At 46.0% G+C, this 17,992-nt stretch carries 16 protein-coding genes; 12 read left to right on the forward strand and 4 right to left on the reverse strand.

The window, feature by feature from the left end; translation table 11 throughout:
* The first annotated feature begins 319 nt into the window (after window positions 1-319).
* From murJ to MHN00_RS07520, 11 genes are all read left to right on the forward strand, one after another.
* Window positions 320-1,879: a murein biosynthesis integral membrane protein MurJ gene (murJ, locus tag MHN00_RS07470; protein ID WP_239300813.1), complete on the forward strand. Its 1,560-nt coding sequence runs from the start codon at window positions 320-322 to the stop codon at window positions 1,877-1,879.
* A 116-nt stretch (window positions 1,880-1,995) separates the two neighbouring features.
* Complete coding sequence (gene ribF / locus MHN00_RS07475; RefSeq protein WP_239300814.1) at window positions 1,996-2,916, forward strand: bifunctional riboflavin kinase/FAD synthetase; 921 nt, start codon at window positions 1,996-1,998, stop codon at window positions 2,914-2,916.
* A 269-nt stretch (window positions 2,917-3,185) separates the two neighbouring features.
* Window positions 3,186-6,005 (forward strand): isoleucine--tRNA ligase, encoded by a 2,820-nt coding sequence (gene ileS, locus MHN00_RS07480; RefSeq protein WP_239300815.1) that lies wholly within the window; start codon window positions 3,186-3,188, stop codon window positions 6,003-6,005.
* Entirely contained in the window at window positions 5,998-6,546 is a 549-nt protein-coding gene (gene lspA / locus MHN00_RS07485) for a signal peptidase II (protein WP_014977012.1), read from the forward strand. The genes ileS and lspA overlap by 8 nt, the downstream gene beginning before the upstream one ends.
* A 14-nt stretch (window positions 6,547-6,560) precedes the next feature.
* Window positions 6,561-7,028 carry an FKBP-type peptidyl-prolyl cis-trans isomerase gene (fkpB, locus tag MHN00_RS07490; protein WP_014950129.1) on the forward strand — a complete coding sequence of 156 codons (468 nt, stop codon included), beginning with the start codon at window positions 6,561-6,563 and terminating at the stop codon, window positions 7,026-7,028.
* A gap of 2 nt (window positions 7,029-7,030) precedes the next feature.
* Complete coding sequence (gene ispH / locus MHN00_RS07495; protein ID WP_014977011.1) at window positions 7,031-7,975, forward strand: 4-hydroxy-3-methylbut-2-enyl diphosphate reductase; 945 nt, start codon at window positions 7,031-7,033, stop codon at window positions 7,973-7,975.
* A gap of 395 nt (window positions 7,976-8,370) precedes the next feature.
* Entirely contained in the window at window positions 8,371-9,021 is a 651-nt protein-coding gene (locus MHN00_RS07500; RefSeq protein ID WP_080590400.1) for a pilus assembly protein PilV, read from the forward strand.
* Window positions 9,018-9,875, forward strand: a complete 858-nt coding sequence (locus MHN00_RS07505; RefSeq protein WP_014950126.1) for a PilW family protein — start codon at window positions 9,018-9,020, stop codon at window positions 9,873-9,875. The genes MHN00_RS07500 and MHN00_RS07505 overlap by 4 nt, the downstream gene beginning before the upstream one ends.
* Window positions 9,872-10,435, forward strand: coding sequence for a PilX N-terminal domain-containing pilus assembly protein (locus tag MHN00_RS07510; RefSeq protein WP_239300816.1), 564 nt, complete (start codon window positions 9,872-9,874; stop codon window positions 10,433-10,435). Before MHN00_RS07505 ends, MHN00_RS07510 begins: the two co-directional genes overlap by 4 nt.
* An 8-nt stretch (window positions 10,436-10,443) precedes the next feature.
* Window positions 10,444-14,514 (forward strand): PilC/PilY family type IV pilus protein, encoded by a 4,071-nt coding sequence (locus MHN00_RS07515; protein WP_239300817.1) that lies wholly within the window; start codon window positions 10,444-10,446, stop codon window positions 14,512-14,514.
* A gap of 2 nt (window positions 14,515-14,516) precedes the next feature.
* The gene (locus tag MHN00_RS07520; RefSeq protein ID WP_014950123.1) at window positions 14,517-14,981 is read left to right on the forward strand and encodes a type IV pilin protein; all 465 of its coding nucleotides are present in this window, start codon (window positions 14,517-14,519) and stop codon (window positions 14,979-14,981) included.
* Between the two features lie 81 nt (window positions 14,982-15,062).
* Here MHN00_RS07520 and MHN00_RS07525 read toward each other — a convergent pair whose 3' ends face one another.
* From MHN00_RS07525 to MHN00_RS07540, 4 genes are read right to left on the reverse strand one after another with little or no spacing between them, the layout of a single operon-like run.
* Complete coding sequence (locus tag MHN00_RS07525) at window positions 15,063-15,323, reverse strand: hypothetical protein (RefSeq protein ID WP_014950122.1); 261 nt, start codon at window positions 15,321-15,323, stop codon at window positions 15,063-15,065.
* A 47-nt stretch (window positions 15,324-15,370) separates the two neighbouring features.
* Window positions 15,371-16,342, reverse strand: coding sequence for a hypothetical protein (locus MHN00_RS07530; RefSeq protein ID WP_239300819.1), 972 nt, complete (start codon window positions 16,340-16,342; stop codon window positions 15,371-15,373).
* Window positions 16,332-16,967, reverse strand: a complete 636-nt coding sequence (locus MHN00_RS07535; RefSeq protein WP_239300821.1) for a potassium:proton antiporter — start codon at window positions 16,965-16,967, stop codon at window positions 16,332-16,334. Before MHN00_RS07535 ends, MHN00_RS07530 begins: the two co-directional genes overlap by 11 nt.
* Window positions 16,961-17,515 carry a prepilin-type N-terminal cleavage/methylation domain-containing protein gene (locus MHN00_RS07540; protein ID WP_168463235.1) on the reverse strand — a complete coding sequence of 185 codons (555 nt, stop codon included), beginning with the start codon at window positions 17,513-17,515 and terminating at the stop codon, window positions 16,961-16,963. Before MHN00_RS07540 ends, MHN00_RS07535 begins: the two co-directional genes overlap by 7 nt.
* Window positions 17,516-17,593: 78 nt before the next feature.
* Here MHN00_RS07540 and MHN00_RS07545 point away from each other — a divergent pair, with 78 nt between their 5' ends.
* Window positions 17,594-17,986, forward strand: a complete 393-nt coding sequence (locus MHN00_RS07545; protein ID WP_039231609.1) for a prepilin-type N-terminal cleavage/methylation domain-containing protein — start codon at window positions 17,594-17,596, stop codon at window positions 17,984-17,986.
* Window positions 17,987-17,992 lie beyond the last annotated feature (6 nt).

Here is a 17,992-nt window from a genome sequence, read left to right on the forward strand (position 1 = left end):
TGCTCAACACGTTGCACATTCTTTGCGACATTTCTCTGCGACATTTTTTGAAAGAGATTCGTAGTGATATTCTTTCAAGACATTTTAGCGATAGACATGCATAAACGACAGCACCCCATACCGGGCGCGGATTATAACAAGAAAGTTGTTAAAGATGCACAACTATTTTGAAGAAATCGTTTCGCCTGCGATAGCCTTTAGTTATTATGGCTCGCTTGCAACCTAGCGTTGCCGCTTTGCGCTTAGCAGATGCCTTTGACTATCTTTCAAATGGCTGATGCTATTCAGCCTATTCTTTACCTCTTATTGGAAGTGTGACGTGTCACGGAAGTTAATAAAATCTGGTCTTATCGTCAGTATTATGACCTTGGTCTCGCGAGTATTAGGCTTGGTACGTGATGTTGTTGTTGCCAAGCTTATGGGCGATGGAGCAGCCGCTGACGTATTTTTCTTTGCTAACAAAATTCCTAATTTTCTTCGTCGTCTATTCGCTGAAGGTGCATTTGCACAAGCGTTTATTCCGGTATTAACCGAAGTCCACGAGAATGACGATAAAAAGCAGCTTAGAGAGTTCGTTGCAAAAGTCAGCGGTACATTAGGCGCTATTGTTTTTGTAGTTTCTATTATAGGGGTAATAGCATCTCCTGTTTTGGCGGCTTTATTTGGTACAGGCTGGTTTGTGGCGTGGCTCGAAGGGGACGAGGCCGGAGATAAGTTTGTGCTCGCGTCGACCATGTTAAAAATTACCTTTCCTTATTTGGCGTTTATCTCTCTGACTGGGTTGGCAGGGGCGATACTCAATACGCTAAATAAGTTTGCGGTTGCTGCCTTCACCCCCGTTTTACTTAACGTGTGCATTATTGCATGCGCTATATACTTAGCTCCTACGCTTAATCAACCCGCATACGCCCTAGCGTGGGGCGTGTTTATCGGCGGTATTGTACAGTTCTTGTTTCAACTGCCGTTTTTGTTCAGGGCAGGGCTCTTGGTAAAGCCAAAGTGGGGCTGGCATGACGAAAATGTGGTAAAAGTACGCACCCTGATGATCCCTGCCTTATTCGGTGTGTCAGTAGGGCAAATCAATTTGTTGTTTGATACCTTCATCGCCAGCTTTTTAGTTACCGGTTCAATAAGCTGGTTGTACTATTCAGACAGGCTGCTTGAATTTCCCCTAGGGTTGTTTGGTATTGCCATCGCAACAGTCATTTTACCTACGCTTTCCCGAAATCACGTCAGTAACAACCCCAAAGCGTTTGCTGCGAATATCGATTGGGCGTTTCGCATGGTGTGTTTATTGGGCATACCTGCTGCAGTGGGACTTGGCGTGATGGCAAGGCCTATTCTGACCGTTATTTTTCAGCGCGGCGCGTTTACCGCAGAAACCGCCATTATGGCGTCTTACTCGCTTACCGCGTACTCGTTTGGCTTGCTCAGCTTTATGCTGGTAAAAATTCTCGCGCCAGGGTTTTACTCCCGCCAAGACACTAAGACGCCAGTGAAATTTGGTATTTGGTGTATGGTCGCAAACATGGTGTTTAACCTTATATTAGCGATTCCGTTTGGTTATGTAGGGCTTGCTGTTGCTACCAGTATGTCAGCTACGCTTAATGCCGCTTTGCTCTATATAACGCTGCATCGCCAAGGCGTGTTTGCGTTAAGCCGCACATCGGTTCTGTTTATTGCCCGTGTAGTTATTGCAAGTGCAGCCATGGGCGGGCTCATTTATTACCGAGATCAAGGCTTAGCTTTCTTTGATTTGTCTCTTTCCGCCCAAATGGTAGAAGTAGGAATAACCATATCGCTGTCGGTCATACTGTTCGTGACAACCATGGTTGTGCTGGGCATGCGACCCAGGCATTTCAAAAGCGGCGGCGAGTAATATTCAGTATAACTAAAGGCGGCATGTGAGAATGGCCCGTGTGCTTGGTATTGTGCTCGCGGTCGGCTATAATCGCGAGCTTTGATTTTCTAGCAGTTAAAAGGTAGTGGCTAACAGTGGAATTTATCCGCGGGCTAAACAATGTAAAACCGCACCATAAAGGGTGTGTGCTCACTATTGGCAAGTTCGACGGCGTACACCGTGGTCATCAAGCTGTGTTGGCTAACGTGCTTGAAAAAGCGAAATCGCTATCACTTCCTGCCACCGTAATGGTGTTCGAACCGCAGCCTGAAGAAGTCTTTATGCCTGATAAAGCGCCAGCGCGTATAAGCCCTCTTCGGGAAAAATACGAATTGCTGCGCCAACAAGGTGTGGACAGACTGCTTGCCGTGCGATTTAACGCGGAGTTTGCTAAGCAAAGTGCCGATACTTTCGTTCACGATTTATTGGTGGACAAACTGGGTGTTAAATTTCTCGTTGTTGGCGACGATTTCCGTTTTGGCAATGGCCGCGAAGGGGATTTCGAAATGCTCGAGGCGGCAGGTCGCCAATACGGTTTCGAAGTAGTAAGCACCCACAGTTTTACCATGCACGCTCACCGCATAAGCTCTACCGCGGTGCGAGAAGCGTTGGCTGACAGCGACTTTGGTTTGTCTACCGAAATGCTAGGGCGCCCGTTTGCTATTCACGGTAGGGTGGTTCACGGCGAGAAAAAAGGTCGCACCATTGGTTTCCCCACCGCGAATGTCATGCTAAAACGCCAAAAGACGCCGATTCACGGCGTGTTCGCGGTTCGTGTCGACGTAGATGGAAAACACTATAACGGCGTTGCGAACATTGGCACCCGCCCTACTGTTAACGGGGTAAGAAACCAGCTGGAAGTCCATATTTTTGATTTGTCATCTGACCTATACGGCAAGCCTATTACGGTGTTTCCGATGGCAAAAATAAGAGATGAAATTAAATTTGATTCTTTTGAGGCGTTGAAAGATCAAATTCAAGCAGATGCAGCACAAGCGCGTCTGTTATTAGCATAGTTAAACGTGATAAAGTCACGAGAAGTTTCTGCGCGTATTAATTTTATTGAGCTTGATTTTTTAAACGTGGATCCTTGTTCGCGAAACGCGTAAGTAAGTCACTGTGCTAGAACATATAACGTCAGCCTTGCGCTAGTAAGAACGACACACAGTTTTACGTTGAACCTTTTACATTCAGCGTTTTAATTTGAACATCGCAAAATGAATATCGCCTTCACAATGTGTTAGTGCATTGGGTGAAAATTAAGGTAACCGGATAATACAATTTTATGAGTGATTACAAAGCCACACTGAACCTTCCAGAAACTGCGTTTCCTATGCGCGGTAACCTTGCTCAGCGCGAGCCGAAAATGCTTAAAGACTGGCAGGAAAAAGGGGTATACAGCAAAATTCGTGAAGCGAAAAAAGGCAAAAAGCCGTTTATTCTTCACGATGGCCCTCCTTATGCAAATGGCGATATTCACATTGGTCACGCGGTTAACAAAATTCTTAAAGACATTATTGTAAAGTCGAAAAACCTTTCTGACTTCGATTCTCCGTACGTTCCTGGGTGGGACTGCCACGGTTTGCCGATAGAATTGATGGTAGAAAAGAAAGTTGGTAAGCCAGGTAAGAAAGTTACGGCGGCTGAATTTCGTCAAAAGTGTCGCGAATATGCACAAAAGCAAATTGACGGCCAAATGGCTGACTTTAAACGCTTAGGTGTGTTTGGTGAGTGGGATAACCCATACAAAACAATGGACTTCAAATCTGAAGCCGACATCATTCGTGCATTAAGTAAAATTGTAGACTCTGGTCACTTAGAAAAGGGCTTCAAACCTGTTCACTGGTGTACAGATTGTGGTTCAGCACTTGCTGAAGCAGAAGTTGAATACAAAGACAAAGTATCACCGGCAATCGACGTTAAGTTCCCAGTGGCTGATGTGGCCGCTATCGCAGAAGCGTTTGGTGTGTCTGAAGGTGATTTAACCTCACATAAAGCAGGTGTAGTTATTTGGACTACCACACCGTGGACACTGCCAGCCAACCGTGCAATCAGCTTACACCCAGAGCTTACTTATGCGATTGTTGAAGCTCAGCCTTCAAATGAATGGCTAGTGGTAGCGCAGGACCTGCTTGAAAGCTGCATGAACCGTTACGGCGTTGAGGAATTCCGCGAAGTGGCAACCTGTACTGGTGCTGCGCTTGATAAGCTTAAGGTTAATCACCCATTCTTAGATCTTGAAGTACCGTTAATTCTAGGCGACCACGTTACAACTGATTCTGGTACAGGTTGTGTACACACAGCGCCAGCTCATGGTGTTGACGATTTTAACGTGGGCAAGCAATACGATATCGAAGTGTACAATCCGGTAGGTAACAATGGCGTGTACCTCGAAAACACACCGCTGTTTGCAGGTCAGTTTGTATTTAAAGCCAACGATGAAATTATCGAAACGGTTAAAGAGAAGGGCAACCTTGTCCTAAACGTAAAATACGAGCACAGCTACCCGCATTGCTGGCGCCACAAAACGCCAATTATTTTCCGCGCTACGCCTCAGTGGTTTGTAAGCATGGATAAAAAAGGCCTTCGCGCTGAATCACTTGAACAAATTAAGCAAACCAAATGGATCCCGGACTGGGGCCAAAACCGCATTGAGAAAATGGTTGAGGGCCGTCCAGATTGGTGTATCTCTCGTCAACGTACGTGGGGCGTGCCTATTCCTTTGTATGTGCACAAACTTACCGGTGAAATCCACCCAGAGTCTGCGGCGTTAATGGAAAAGGTGGCACAAGAAGTTGAAGCTAAAGGCATTCAAGCGTGGTGGGATCTCGACGATGCAGCCCTGCTTGGTAGCGAATTAGACAACTATGAAAAAGTGACCGATACCCTAGACGTTTGGTTCGACTCGGGTGTAACGCATTACTTCGTTGTCGATCGTCGCGATGACATTCCGGCCCCTGCCGATTTATATCTTGAAGGTTCTGACCAGCATCGTGGTTGGTTTATGTCTTCGCTTATGTCATCAACTGCCATGCACGGTCACGCGCCTTATAAAGAAGTGCTAACACACGGCTTTACGGTAGATGCCCACGGCAGAAAAATGTCGAAGTCGGTAGGTAACGTTGTGGCGCCTCAGGAAGTCACTAACAAATTAGGCGCAGACATCCTTCGTCTATGGGTAGCATCTACTGACTATCGCGGCGAGATTGCGGTATCGGATGAAATCTTAAAGCGTGCTGCAGATGGCTACCGCCGCGTACGTAACACTGCACGCTTCTTGCTAGCGAACCTGAACGGTTTCTCGGTTGAAGATGCGGTTGCAGAAGAAGATATGGTCGCGCTTGACCGCTGGATTGTTGCTCGTGCTAAGGCACTTCAAGAAGAGCTTATCGAAGCGTATGACAACTACGACTTGCTGGTAGTGTCACAGAAGCTTACGCATTTCTGTTCAATCGAGCTGGGCTCATTCTACTTAGACGTGATTAAAGACCGCCAGTACACCGCTAAAGCAGATGGGCTAGCCCGTCGCTCATGCCAAACGGCCATGTATCATATCATTGAAGCATTGGTTCGCTGGATGGCGCCGATTACCAGCTTTACTGCACAAGAAATCTGGGAAACGTTACCAGGTGAGCGCAGCGAGTTTGTATTTACTGAAACCTGGTACGAAGGGTTTAACAACTTCACGCAAAGCGATACGTTTAACGATGCCCTATGGCATCAAGTGCTAAGCGTAAAAGATGCCGCAAACCAGGCGATGGAACAGGCGCGTAAAGATGGCGAGCTAGGTGGCTCACTAGAAGCGAGTATTTCGCTTTATGCTACCGAGTCGTTGTACAACGTACTTGCAAAGCTTGAAGACGAGCTACGCTTCGTACTTATTACATCAGGCGTTACGCTAACGAAAGTTGACAGTGCACCGTCTGATGCGAAAGCCACAGACGTTGAAGGTTTATGGTTGAGCGTTGATAAAGCAAGCGGTGAAAAGTGTGTTCGCTGCTGGCATCACCGTGAAGATGTAGGCTCACATGAAGGCCACGAAGAGCTTTGTGGTCGCTGTGTGACAAACATTGATGGTGATGGAGAAGAGCGCCACTATGCTTAAGCTTTTTCGCGAAACAGGCTTGCGTTTTTTGTGGATAAGCGCAATTGCGTTTATCCTCGACCAATGGAGTAAGTACACGGTTATCGACAGTATGTCTTTGTATCAGTCGATACAGGTATTGCCGTTTTTTAACTTTACTTACGTACATAATTACGGCGCCGCATTTAGCTTTTTAGAAAATGCAGGTGGCTGGCAGCGCTGGTTCTTCACTGCCATTGCTGTTGTAGTAAGTGTAGTGATTTTGTGGTGGCTGAAGCAGTCACCCCGTTCGCAAAAAATGCTGCCCGTTGCGTTTGCCTTTATTCTAGGTGGTGCACTAGGTAATGTTTACGACCGTTTAGTCCATGGTTATGTCATCGACTTCTTAGATTTTTACGTAAACAACTACCACTGGCCAGCGTTTAACATTGCTGACAGCGCAATATTTATAGGCGCTGCCTTACTTATTATCGACATGTTTAAAAATGGCGACAAAAAAAGTGAAGGGAACGGTGCAGACGCGCGAGCCAGTGCCGCGGACAATAGCGAAACCATTAAGTAGTATTCGGAAAGGTTATGACAGACTCATTGATAATTGGTGCTGACAACGAAGTTATTCTTCACTTTGATTTAAAGCTAGAAGATGGCTCTGCCGCTGACAGTACTCGTGTAAACAACAAACCTGCCAAAATGGTGATGGGTGACGGTAGCCTTACGCCGAATTTTGAAGCGTGTTTACTTGGGCTTAAAAAAGGTGACAAAAAGTCATTTAAATTAGGCCCTGAAGATGCATTCGGCCAGTCTGATCCGAATAATATTCACTATATGGATAGAAGCCGCTTTGGTGCAGATTTACAGGTTGAGGAAGGCATGATTTTAGCGTTTGCTCAGCCTGACGGTTCAGAGATTCCGGGGATTATTCGAAGTGCCGCTGGAGACTCTGTTACGGTAGACTTCAATCACCCGCTAGCAGGGCAAACGGTTATCTTTGACGTTGAAATTATTGATGTTAAACCTGGCGTGTCAGCACAAGGTGGAAACTAGTTATGCAAATTCATTTAGCTAACCCTCGTGGCTTCTGCGCGGGCGTTGATAGAGCTATCACCATCGTTGAACGCGCGCTTGAAATGTTCGAGCCGCCCATTTATGTACGCCACGAAGTGGTACACAATAAATTTGTGGTAGATGGGCTACGTGAGCGTGGTGCGCTATTTGTTGATGAGCTTCACGAAGTACCAGACGACAGCATAGTAATATTTTCTGCCCATGGCGTATCGCAAGCGGTAAGAAAAGAAGCGGAAAATCGCGGTTTAAAGGTCTTTGATGCCACGTGCCCCTTAGTGACGAAAGTACATATGGAAGTTACCCGCGCTAGCAAAACGGGTACTGAATGTATCTTGATTGGTCATGCTGGTCACCCTGAAGTAGAGGGCACCATGGGTCAGTACAGCAACGAAGATGGCGGTATTTATTTAGTTGAATCTGAAGCTGATGTGGCAACGCTTGAAGTTAAAGATCCGACCAATCTTTATTATTGCAGCCAAACTACGCTGTCTGTTGATGATACCGCCGATGTTATTGACGCACTTCGCGCTAAGTTCCCCAAAATCAATGGTCCGAGAAAAGACGACATTTGCTATGCCACGCAGAATCGCCAAGACGCGGTGCGTGACCTAGCCCAAGATTGTCAGGTTTTACTGGTTGTTGGGGCACAGAATAGCTCAAACTCGAACCGTCTTCGCGAGTTGGCTGAAAAAATTGGCGCAAAAGCGTATTTGATTGCTGACGCTAATTGCATTCAAGAGGAATGGCTAGAAGGTGTAGAGCATATTGGCGTTACTGCAGGCGCGTCTGCACCGGAAGTGTTAGTGCAAGGTGTGGTAAACAAGCTCAAAGCGTGGGGTGCTGTTTCAGCTTCTGAGCGTGCTGGACGCGAAGAGAATGTGGAATTTGCTGTACCTAAAGAGCTGCGTGTTAAACAGGTCGTTTAATTTATCCGCACTATCAAAATAAAAAAACACCGCACCTAGTTGCGGTGTTTTTTTATGCTTTTGTCTACTGGAAATTCAACAAGTTGCGAATGGATAATAATACCTTTAGAACTGGGTATTTTAACATGAACAGGCTACACGGTTCGGCTTTAAGGTAGCACCTTTTATGCCGTAAACGTACATTGTAAAGCGGTGTTATTGCACGCTAACCATTTAGAGCCTGTTACTTTAAAGATAAAATGGTTGAACAGTCTGCCTTGTACTTGCTTGCTAGAACAGGTCACAGAAAATTATACGTTTTAATAACCATTGATACCCAGTGTTATACGCTTTTGTCTTACTATACTACATTGGTGATAACACCAATTTGAATGTTAGGTATATGGCAAAAAAAGATGATTGCTGAAAAGGTGATAATGAAGCGAGTGAAGGGAAGTCATATTCGCGCACAACGCGGTGCAGGTCTTATAGAGATCTTAATCACCTTATTTATATTAGCTGTGGGCTTACTGGGTGTTGCTGCGCTCCAGTTTACGGGCTCTTTTGCCAATAAAGACGCAATAAGCCGAACTCAGGCCGAAATGGTGGCAGCACAAGTTGCAGAACGATTGAGAGCCGCCGCTCGCCCAGCAACAGTGGGAGACGGCATGGTAGTCAACAATGCGTACTTCTCTAGCGATACCTATAATTTTGCCACGTTAAGTTGTTCTGGCTCGTCTCATCCTTATCACTGCTACTGTCTGGCAAGGCCGGCAGGGATCCCAAATTGCGAAGGCCAGGCTTGTACTGAAGCACAGATGGCTGAGTACGATGGTTGGGCGCTATCGTGTTCAGCGGTACAAACCAATCCTCAAACTAAAGTGTCGGTATCGTGTGACGACAACAATACGGCAGATATTTACAGCTGTAGTGCAGGTTCTCGTGTAGAAGTGTTGTTGACGTGGCCTGTCGCTTCTTCGGGAAATCAGACCTATACCCTTAATGCGCGATGTAACGAATCTGAAGGTGACAGTAACGCATGTGTGTTTAAGGACATTACATTATGAATGCACGTCGCCACCGCCCACAGCAGGGTTTCTCCCTTGTCGAGTTAATGATTACGTTAACGCTGGGGTTAGTGATATCAGGCGCGATTATTCAAGTGCTCGTCAGTAGTAGTGTGACGAATAAGCTCAATCAAGCCGTGGCTCAAGTACAAGAGTCAGGCCGCTTTATCATGGCTCGCCTCTCAGCAGAATTCTATGAAGTCGGCCGTTATGATCAGATAGTCGCGGATGTGGATACATCCGTTGATATCGTTGCCGAAGCGGCCTATGTGGAAAATCACCCCATCGCTGTAGCAGGGGATTTCGCTACTAACGCGACACTAGGCAGTATACAAACCTCTAGTGGCGGCAGTGATAAGCTGGTTGTGAGCCTACTAAGTGACGAAGATTGTACTGGAAACCAGCACGGCTATGGCGGTCTAGAGTTTCACGTTGTTAATCACTACTTTGTAAGCGGCAGTACACTTAAGTGCACAGGATATGATGGTCGGGTACTTCGTGGCCTAAAGGTGCAGACAGTATCGCCCCTTACCGTAACATTGCTCGATAACGTCGAAAGTTTCCAAGTGCAGTTCGGCGTTTCAAGCAGCATTACCAATTCTCAAGGGCAAGCTGTTTCGTATGTAACCGCAGATGAAATTGAAGATTTAAGAGCGCTTAATCAACAAGTTGTGTCACTGCGCTGGGCGCTAATGCTTAAAAGCTATCAAAATGAAGTGAGACAAACACAGTCTCAGAAATATGCGCTGTTAAACGAAGCATCTAAAACGATGGACACGGCCCATTATTATCAAGTGTTCTCAAAAACGTTGGCACTTCGAAATATGAAAAATTTTGTCAGGAGTTCGCGATGAAACAACAAGGCTTAGTGATGGTATTCGCACTTCTTGTGTTGCTTTCAATCACTGTTTTAGGGGTAAGCGCGGTAACCAGTAGCTTGTCTCAGTCTAAAATGGCAGTGTCTATGCAGCAAAGTGGTTTGGCTTTTGATGCTGCTGAAGCAGCGATCGCGGGCGTTTTCTTTGAATCTGAAGATGAAACCCTACTTACCGACCCGAATAAGACAGACCCGCTCTCGGAAGCTCGGCAGGGTAACGTGTTTGACCCTGAAGCAGATTCAATGAGCTGTTTCGATGACGGGGAGTGGACTGACAGATACATGACTGAAGACGGCCTTGCTGTTGGTGACAGACATGTGGTGGATGGCACGTATCAAAGTGAGGCCTCGTCAAAGAGTTGGTCGCGCACTGCCTTTATCAGAGAGCAGGCTTGTCGAGGCTCGAGTAACGTGATTGGTGGAAGCAACGTCAATTGCCATGTATTCATTATCAGAGGATGTGGGAAAGTGGCGGGTAAATCTTCTGTTGTGGCGAACAGCTTGGCTGCCTCTGTATTTGGCCCTGCGTCTCAATAGGTATTAATATGAAGAAACTCTCGACTTACCTTGCCTCTATTACACTATTTAGCTGTATCGGTTTCTCTGCGTTTGGTGACGACCTCGATATTTACCTAGGCAACGCAAATAACGCCGTAACCTATAACCCGAATGTGCTGTTTATCATGGACTCATCGGGAAGTATGGGATCGTACGATAACACCAGCCAAACTCGAATGTTGCGCGTACAGAATGCACTAAAAGAAGCGCTCGGTTCGGCGACCAATATTAACGCAGGTTTGATGCGTTTTTCGGATTACGGTGGCCCAATCCTCTATCCGGTTCGCAATATAGATGAAGCGGTAAGACCTGAAATTATCATTTCAACCAACGACGACGATCACGACGCACATGAAATAGACGGTAGCGTTACCACTGACAGCAATGACCTTGTATTAAGCAGCGGTACCCAAACCGTAACCTCTGGTCTGCGTTTTACCGAGTTAAACATACCTCAAGGCGCGACAATCGTTAATGCCAGTATTAGGTTTACTTCAGAAAAATTCAATGTGGCGGGTACATCCCTTGTCATATCAGCTGAAGCATCGGCATCAAGTACAGCCTTTGCTTCGTCTTCGAACAATTTGAGTGCGCGAACGAAGACCGCGGCTAACGTTGAGTGGGTAACCGATAATAGCTTTCCCGCCTCAGGCGAGGTGATAACTACACCTGACATAAGCGCAGTCATTCAAGAAGTCGTCGATTTATCGGCATGGTGTGGCGGCAAGAACCTTAACATTTTAATAGAAGGCTCTAGCACCGATTCAGCAAGCTCTCGTGAGGTAAGAGCCAGCGACGTAGGCCAAAGTGGTGCGCCACAGTTGGTGGTAACTTATGATGACTCTACCGCTACGGGCTGTGTTCAAGGCGAAGCAATTTATCAAGTAGCCAGTTCACGAGATAACTTGGAAGAGAACGTAAACGGCTACCCGAATACCGGCAGTGAACTGACCTTCCACCCATCTTACAATGATTACATAGGCGTTCGATTTCGCAATGTGAACATTCCTCAAGGGGCGGTAGTAACAGAAGCGTATCTTGAGTTTACTGCTTACAGTACGGTGACCTATGGTAACCCGAGCATGCGTATTAGGGGCGTAGCTGATGATGATGCGTCTGATTTTCATCCAGACCGTCGTAACCGCTTACGAAATTTGCCTAAAACATCGGGTATTACCTGGTCCATGCCTGATTTTTACAACAATTATACCTACCGTACGCCTGACGTGAGTAACATTGTTAAGCAAATTGTGGATCGTTCAGGGTGGCGGTCAGGTAACGATATGGCTTTTGTTCTTGATGATTTTGTGTCGTACCGCGGTGCGCATACGTATAACAACTCGCCATCTAAAGCACCGAAGCTTATTGTGAAGTTTAACGGCTCGGCGACACCTGGCGCTTCAGCAACGGTCCGTGAACATTTAATCAGTAAAATAGATGAGCTTAGCGCCAACGGTCTAACCCCTATAGTAGACACATTGTTGGAAGCGGCTAACTATTATGGCGGTAGAGACGTAGATTATGGGCGAAAACGTGGGGAAAGTGACGTTAGCAGCTCTGTGCGAAGAAGTACTCGTGTGAGCCACAGAAGCTCTTACATAGGTGCAGATTCAATTTTGCCTTCGGGCTGCTCGGAAGACAACTTGTCAGACAGCGACTGTATCACTGAGCAGATCCCAACACCGGCAAGTTACATTTCACCGGTGTCTGACCTACAGTGCCAAACGAACAACCACATTGTTTTATTGTCCGACGGTGAAGCGAACAACAACCACAGTGTTTCGAAAATTCAGACGTTACTTGGTAAAAGCTGTACCGGAAGTAGCGGTGAGAAGTGCGGCCTAGATTTAGTGAGAAATATCAGTGAAGCGTCAACGTCAGTAATAGGCCCAAGGGTTATTACACACACCATCGGGTTTGCGGCGAACAATAACGCCAACAACTTCCTTAATCAGCTTGCTTTGCAAAGTGGTGGTGGTTTCTATCAGGCTGATAACAGTACGGATTTGCTCGAGGCGTTTAATACTATTTTGCGTTCTGTAAAAGATATTAATGCAACCTTTGTGTCGCCTGGTGTGGCGGTTAACCAGCTCAACCGTCTAACCCATAGAGATGAATTATACTTCGCATTATTTAAGCCGAGCGAGGGGGCGATTTGGCCAGGGAACCTTAAACGTTATCGCTTAAGTGGTGATGAAATTCTCGACAAAAACAGCCTAAATGCGGTGGATAGTGTTACGGGATTCTTCGCTGAAAATGCACACAGCTATTGGTCAACCCTTGCTGACGGTAGTGAGGTAAGTGAAGGTGGTGCAGCCAGTCGCTTGGGCGGGAACCGAAATATATACGTGTTTAATGATACGGGTAGCATTGTAAGAAGTGCCAATGAATTACACGAAAACAATACGAATATAACGAATGCTGATCTTGCCATTCAGGATGAAACTGATGCGAATGCACTAAGAGATGCCATCTTAAAGTGGACTCGGGGCGTGGACGTAAAAGACAGTAACGGCGATGGAAGTACAACTGACTATCGCTCTCAAATGGGCGATCCCATTCACTCTCAGCCTATAATTGTTAACTACGGTACTGACGACTCGGCCATTTTTGTCGCCACCAACCAAGGAATGTTGCATTCATTTGACACTTCAACTGGCGAAGAGAACTTTGCCATCATGCCTAAAACATTGCTGCAGAATCTACATCATTTTTATAAAGACACATCATCGCTAGAGCACAAATATGGCTTAGATGGTGACATGATCCTAAGAACAGTTGGAGACAACAAGTACCTTTATGTTGGTATGCGCAGGGGGGGACGTAATTATTATGTCTTTGATGTGACGCAAAAGGCCTCACCCACGCTGAAATTCAAAATTGAAGGCGGGGCGGGGACGCTGGCAAAGTTGGGCCAGACGTGGTCGAGACCAACAATCACTAAAGTAAACATGGGCGGACAAGTTAAAAATGTCATGATTGTTGGCGGTGGCTACGATGACGCACAAGATGATCGTGCTATTCGAGCAAATGATGTCGTTGGCAATGCTGTGTTTATGTTCGACGCTGATACTGGCAGCCTCTTGTGGCATGCAAGTAATGAAGATGCGGATTTAAACTTAACGAATATGACATACAGCGTTCCAGGGCGAATTTCAGTTATTGATAGGGATAACGATGGGTTTGCGGACCATATGTATGTGGCCGATATGGGCGGCCAGTTATTCAGGTTAGACATCTATAATGGAAATTCAGGTACGAATTTTATAAAAGGCGCGCGCATTGCCGACTTCGGTGGCGACACAGCAGAAACCAACCGACATTTCTACTATGGGCCAGACGTAACAGAGATAGCGCTAGGCGATGAGTTGTATTATGGCATAGCCCTTGGCAGTGGATGGCGTGCATCTCCGCTAGATACCGTAGTTGAAGACAACTTTTATATGCTTAAAGACAGCGGCGTATTTAACCGTGATGTAAATGGGAATTACACATTTATGCAAACGGTTTATGAGAGTGGAATGTACAACGCCACGAGTCATGCCTTAAATAGTAGTGACGAGGGGGAGCGTGAGTTGGCTTCACAGGACTTTGCTAACAAGGCTGGGTGGTATTTGAATTTAACCACTAACGGTGAAAAGGTACTGTCTTCTCCGCTAATTATCGATTACAAGGTGTTCTTTACGACCTATGTTCCGGCGGCGAGTAGTACCAGTGCATGTGCTCCGCCCACGGGTAATAGTCGCGCTTATTTAGTCAGTATGTTTAATGGCAACGCCGTCACAGATGTAAATAATGACGGAGAAGTTAACGACGCTGACCGCTCAGCAGAATTAAAACAAACTGGCATCGCACCAGAGACCAAAATTCTTATAGAAGATATTGTGAGCCCAGTGGTTTGCTTGGGTACTGAATGTGTCTCAGCAGTGATTGACGTTGATGAAGATGGCAACGACGAGGCATGTACTAACGCATTTGAGTGCTTAGCTGAAAATATTTACGGAAGATTCGAGCGAATTCAGCGTGGTAGTTGGCACTCAGAAACAGAGAGGGAATAATTGTGAAGCATAAAAAAACAGAGAGCGGATTTTCATTAATTGAGCTTATGATAGTTGTGGCGATAGTGGGCATTATTGCCGCCATTGCATACCCTTCTTACCAAGGTGTTATTGCCGATGGATACCGCGGCACAGGGCAGGCTGACTTGTTGGGGTTCGCATCTGCAATGGAACGTCATCACAGTGGTTCTTTCAGTTATGAAGGTGCGGCAAGTGGTGGCGCAAACACCGGCGCGCCAGCCGTTTTTTCTACTTACTCTCCGTCTTCTGAGCCCCAAGCAAATCGCCGTTATAATTTAACTATACAAGCGGCCAGCGCAACAGCTTATGAGTTGAGGGCAACGCCAGTCAGCGGTACAGGTCAAGCATCAGATGGCACGTTGTTTTACTTCAGTGATGGGAGAAAGGGTTGGGATAAAAATAACAATGGATCCCTTGAGTCCGATGAATATTGCTGGTCATGTTAATTATTAATACTGGTAGATATTCGTAAACCGATTAATGCCACAGGTCGTTTTGACGCCTTAAAAAAACGTGGCGTTGATGTGCTATTGGGCTGAAATTACCAGTAATGACGGTTCACCAAATATTGCGATGTCATCCCAACGTTGGTCAACCGGGTCGTTAACTAGAGCGAGTCGATCCGAATTCAATGAGACATTGTGCTCAGCGTTTTCATCCAAAGTCACTTGAAAGAGAAGCCTAGAATCAATGCGAGTGGCAAGTAGATAGGTGGTAGTGCTTGTTAAAATAAGCAGTGCCAGCAACACTTCAATTAAAATACTTCCTGTATTTTTCAATTTAGGCATCTTTGAGGATCCTCTATTTCTGGTTTTTCGTTTACCTAATATTCAGCTCAATCGTTTGTTGAGTTATTCCTATACCATGAACCCGGGATAGGGATAATTTTAGCGAGTGTAGTGTGCGATTGAAGGTTTTTTAGCACCGCGGTGGACGGTGTTAATGGCCCATCAAGATTCGTGTTCAAGGGGTGGTTGGAAACGTAAGCGCCTTTTATAGATGCCTCAGGTGAAACATGCAAAGTGTGCGTATATGGCGTGGTGGAAAGCATAACTATCAAACCATGGAATTGCGTATCGGCGTGAAGTGAAAGGTCGCCATCCACTATCAGTAGCATTAAAGGCTGGTTTTCGTCTGAGTGTGCTATATCTTCGTTATCCAATTGGCAATCTCCCTCTATCCAGAAAATACTGGCAGGCGGAAGGTTCACACAATCCTGTTTAGCAACGCTTTGAGGAAAATACGTCGCACTCAGGTGCTCTATGCTTCGATTAAACAGCCATTCGGTAAGCTGATTGTCCCATGATAATTGTTGAGTTGAAGTAGGTAGCCTTAACAGTGACGGATAGCGCAGAAATTTAGCTGTAAAAATCGTATTACTTTCGTCTTGGGAAACCCGCACGTCAAAGTGTTGCAAAGACTGCTGTTCTTCACCAACTAAATCGGTCTGCTCAATAAGTATCGTTGCATTGGATGTGTCTATCCTATTCAACGTTTGCGAGACCGAATGACTTCGTAACAACGTGGCGATTTCTTTGACTTGCTGCATGTGTGTAACATGCGCCTTCTCGGTATCCCGCTTTGTCTTTTCAATCGTATAAAATTGTTGAACCTGCTGTGATGTACTTATAGCTGAGAAGGTAATAGCGCTTAATAATATGGCCACAATTCCCAACACGGCGATGCCTTGCTGAAAACGAAGCGGTGCAGTAGGGCGTGTAGGTACAACCCCTCCATGGCTTGTTCTAAACTCAGTTTTTCTGTTGCCTCTTTGAGGCCACTGCATTTCGGTATTATTAGTAGGCATTGACAGCCTCAACTATGAACGTTCTGGCGCTTTTGACGGTAGGATCAACTTTACTGTGCAACTCTATTTCAATTTCATAGGCACTTCCCCAGCTACTGCTGTTCCTTCGGTTAACCGTGAATTTGGTGGCAACGGTAGTTTGCGTATCGGTTAAGTCGTACCAACCGCTTTGTATACAGGAATGTCCCGCTACTCGGTACTCGATGGCATTGTCGTGCAATCGGTATCCAAAAAACTCCCCCTGAGCCTGCGATACCACGCCGTCCTTGTTCTTATCATAAGAAAAGGTAACACAGCTATTTTCAGGTTCATTTGCGCGGTGGCCAGTGGTTACTTCGAATATCGTATTTTCGATTGTGGTCGCACCGAAAGGTGATAGGGTGTTAGGGGAGTAAACAAAACCCGCTTTGCTTAGGTGTTGTGTAATTGTACTTTGTAACGCACGTATGTCGTCTTCTACGCTGGTAGCGTGTTGAATTGATGAGTGTGCAATGTGCGACCGCGCCGCTTGAGTTGCAACGGCTGAAATCACTATACTTGCCAAGCCACAGGCCACCAGCAGTTCGGTGAGACTATATCCACAATACGGCTTGATTGCGCCACGACGCATTACATGTTTTAGCATGGCGCTATTCCAGAAATAGACGGAACGCTACATAGCTTTACCCGTCCCAATGTATTAATAACTAACTTTGCCCTGAAACGCTGGCTTGAAAGCGTTAGCGTCGTATTACTCGCAAAATTGAGGGTACCGTTTTTATTGAACGCGACAATCTTGTCCTCATTATTGGTTGTGCTCAATTCTGTATTCCACCGCGAAGGCAGTGACAAGAAACTCGACTCAGTCAAGGCACAGCTTTGGCGGGTGGCGCAAGAGCACGAGTTTTCTTCGCTCACGAGTACACAGCTATTATGTTCAATTTGCGCAATCAGGAACATGTTCTTTTTGTTTATTAATGCTTTCATTCTCGCCTGTTTTGCGAGTGAGGCTATTCCGGTGGCAGCATGTTTAAAGGCATTTCGCTCATTCCATGCATCAAATGAAGGAATAGCAATTAACGATAGGAGACTGATTACTGCCAGTACAACTAGCATTTCTAAAAGCGTAAACCCATTCAATCTCCGTTGTGGAATGCTTAGCTTGTTGTTGGATGTGTAAGCGTGAAAAGCCATGCGTAAGTCCAGTTACCCTGCTTAGTTCATATTGGTAATCTCAATGTACCGAAATTCAATTAGAGAGATAGCTGTACCATGGAAGGGAATGATAAGGCGTACATACAACATCATCTGACTGAAGGGTTTTCGCTTGTAGAAATACTGGTTGCAACGGCTATAGCAGGCATATTGTGCGTTGCGACTACGTCGGCAATTACCGCTAGCAAACAACTAAGTCAGCTCAACAAGGTCAAAGCGTACCTTCTGTCTGCCCAAGCAATTCAGTCGCGAAGTTGGCTACTTACAGGCGAGTACGTAACACACGATGCGTTGCCACCTTCTGGAATAGCCAGCGTACGCATCTCACAAACCATCAGCGACACGGGAATGTATGAAATTAGTGCTACACTGACATCTAGAGCATCTACGGACAGCTGTAGAGTAATAAAAATACGTGAAGACGCACTGACGCCCACAGAATGTTGGTAAGAAAAT

The sequence above is a fragment of the Alteromonas sp. Cnat2-8 genome, assembly GCF_022348355.1.
GTDB classification, from domain to species: domain Bacteria; phylum Pseudomonadota; class Gammaproteobacteria; order Enterobacterales; family Alteromonadaceae; genus Alteromonas; species Alteromonas macleodii.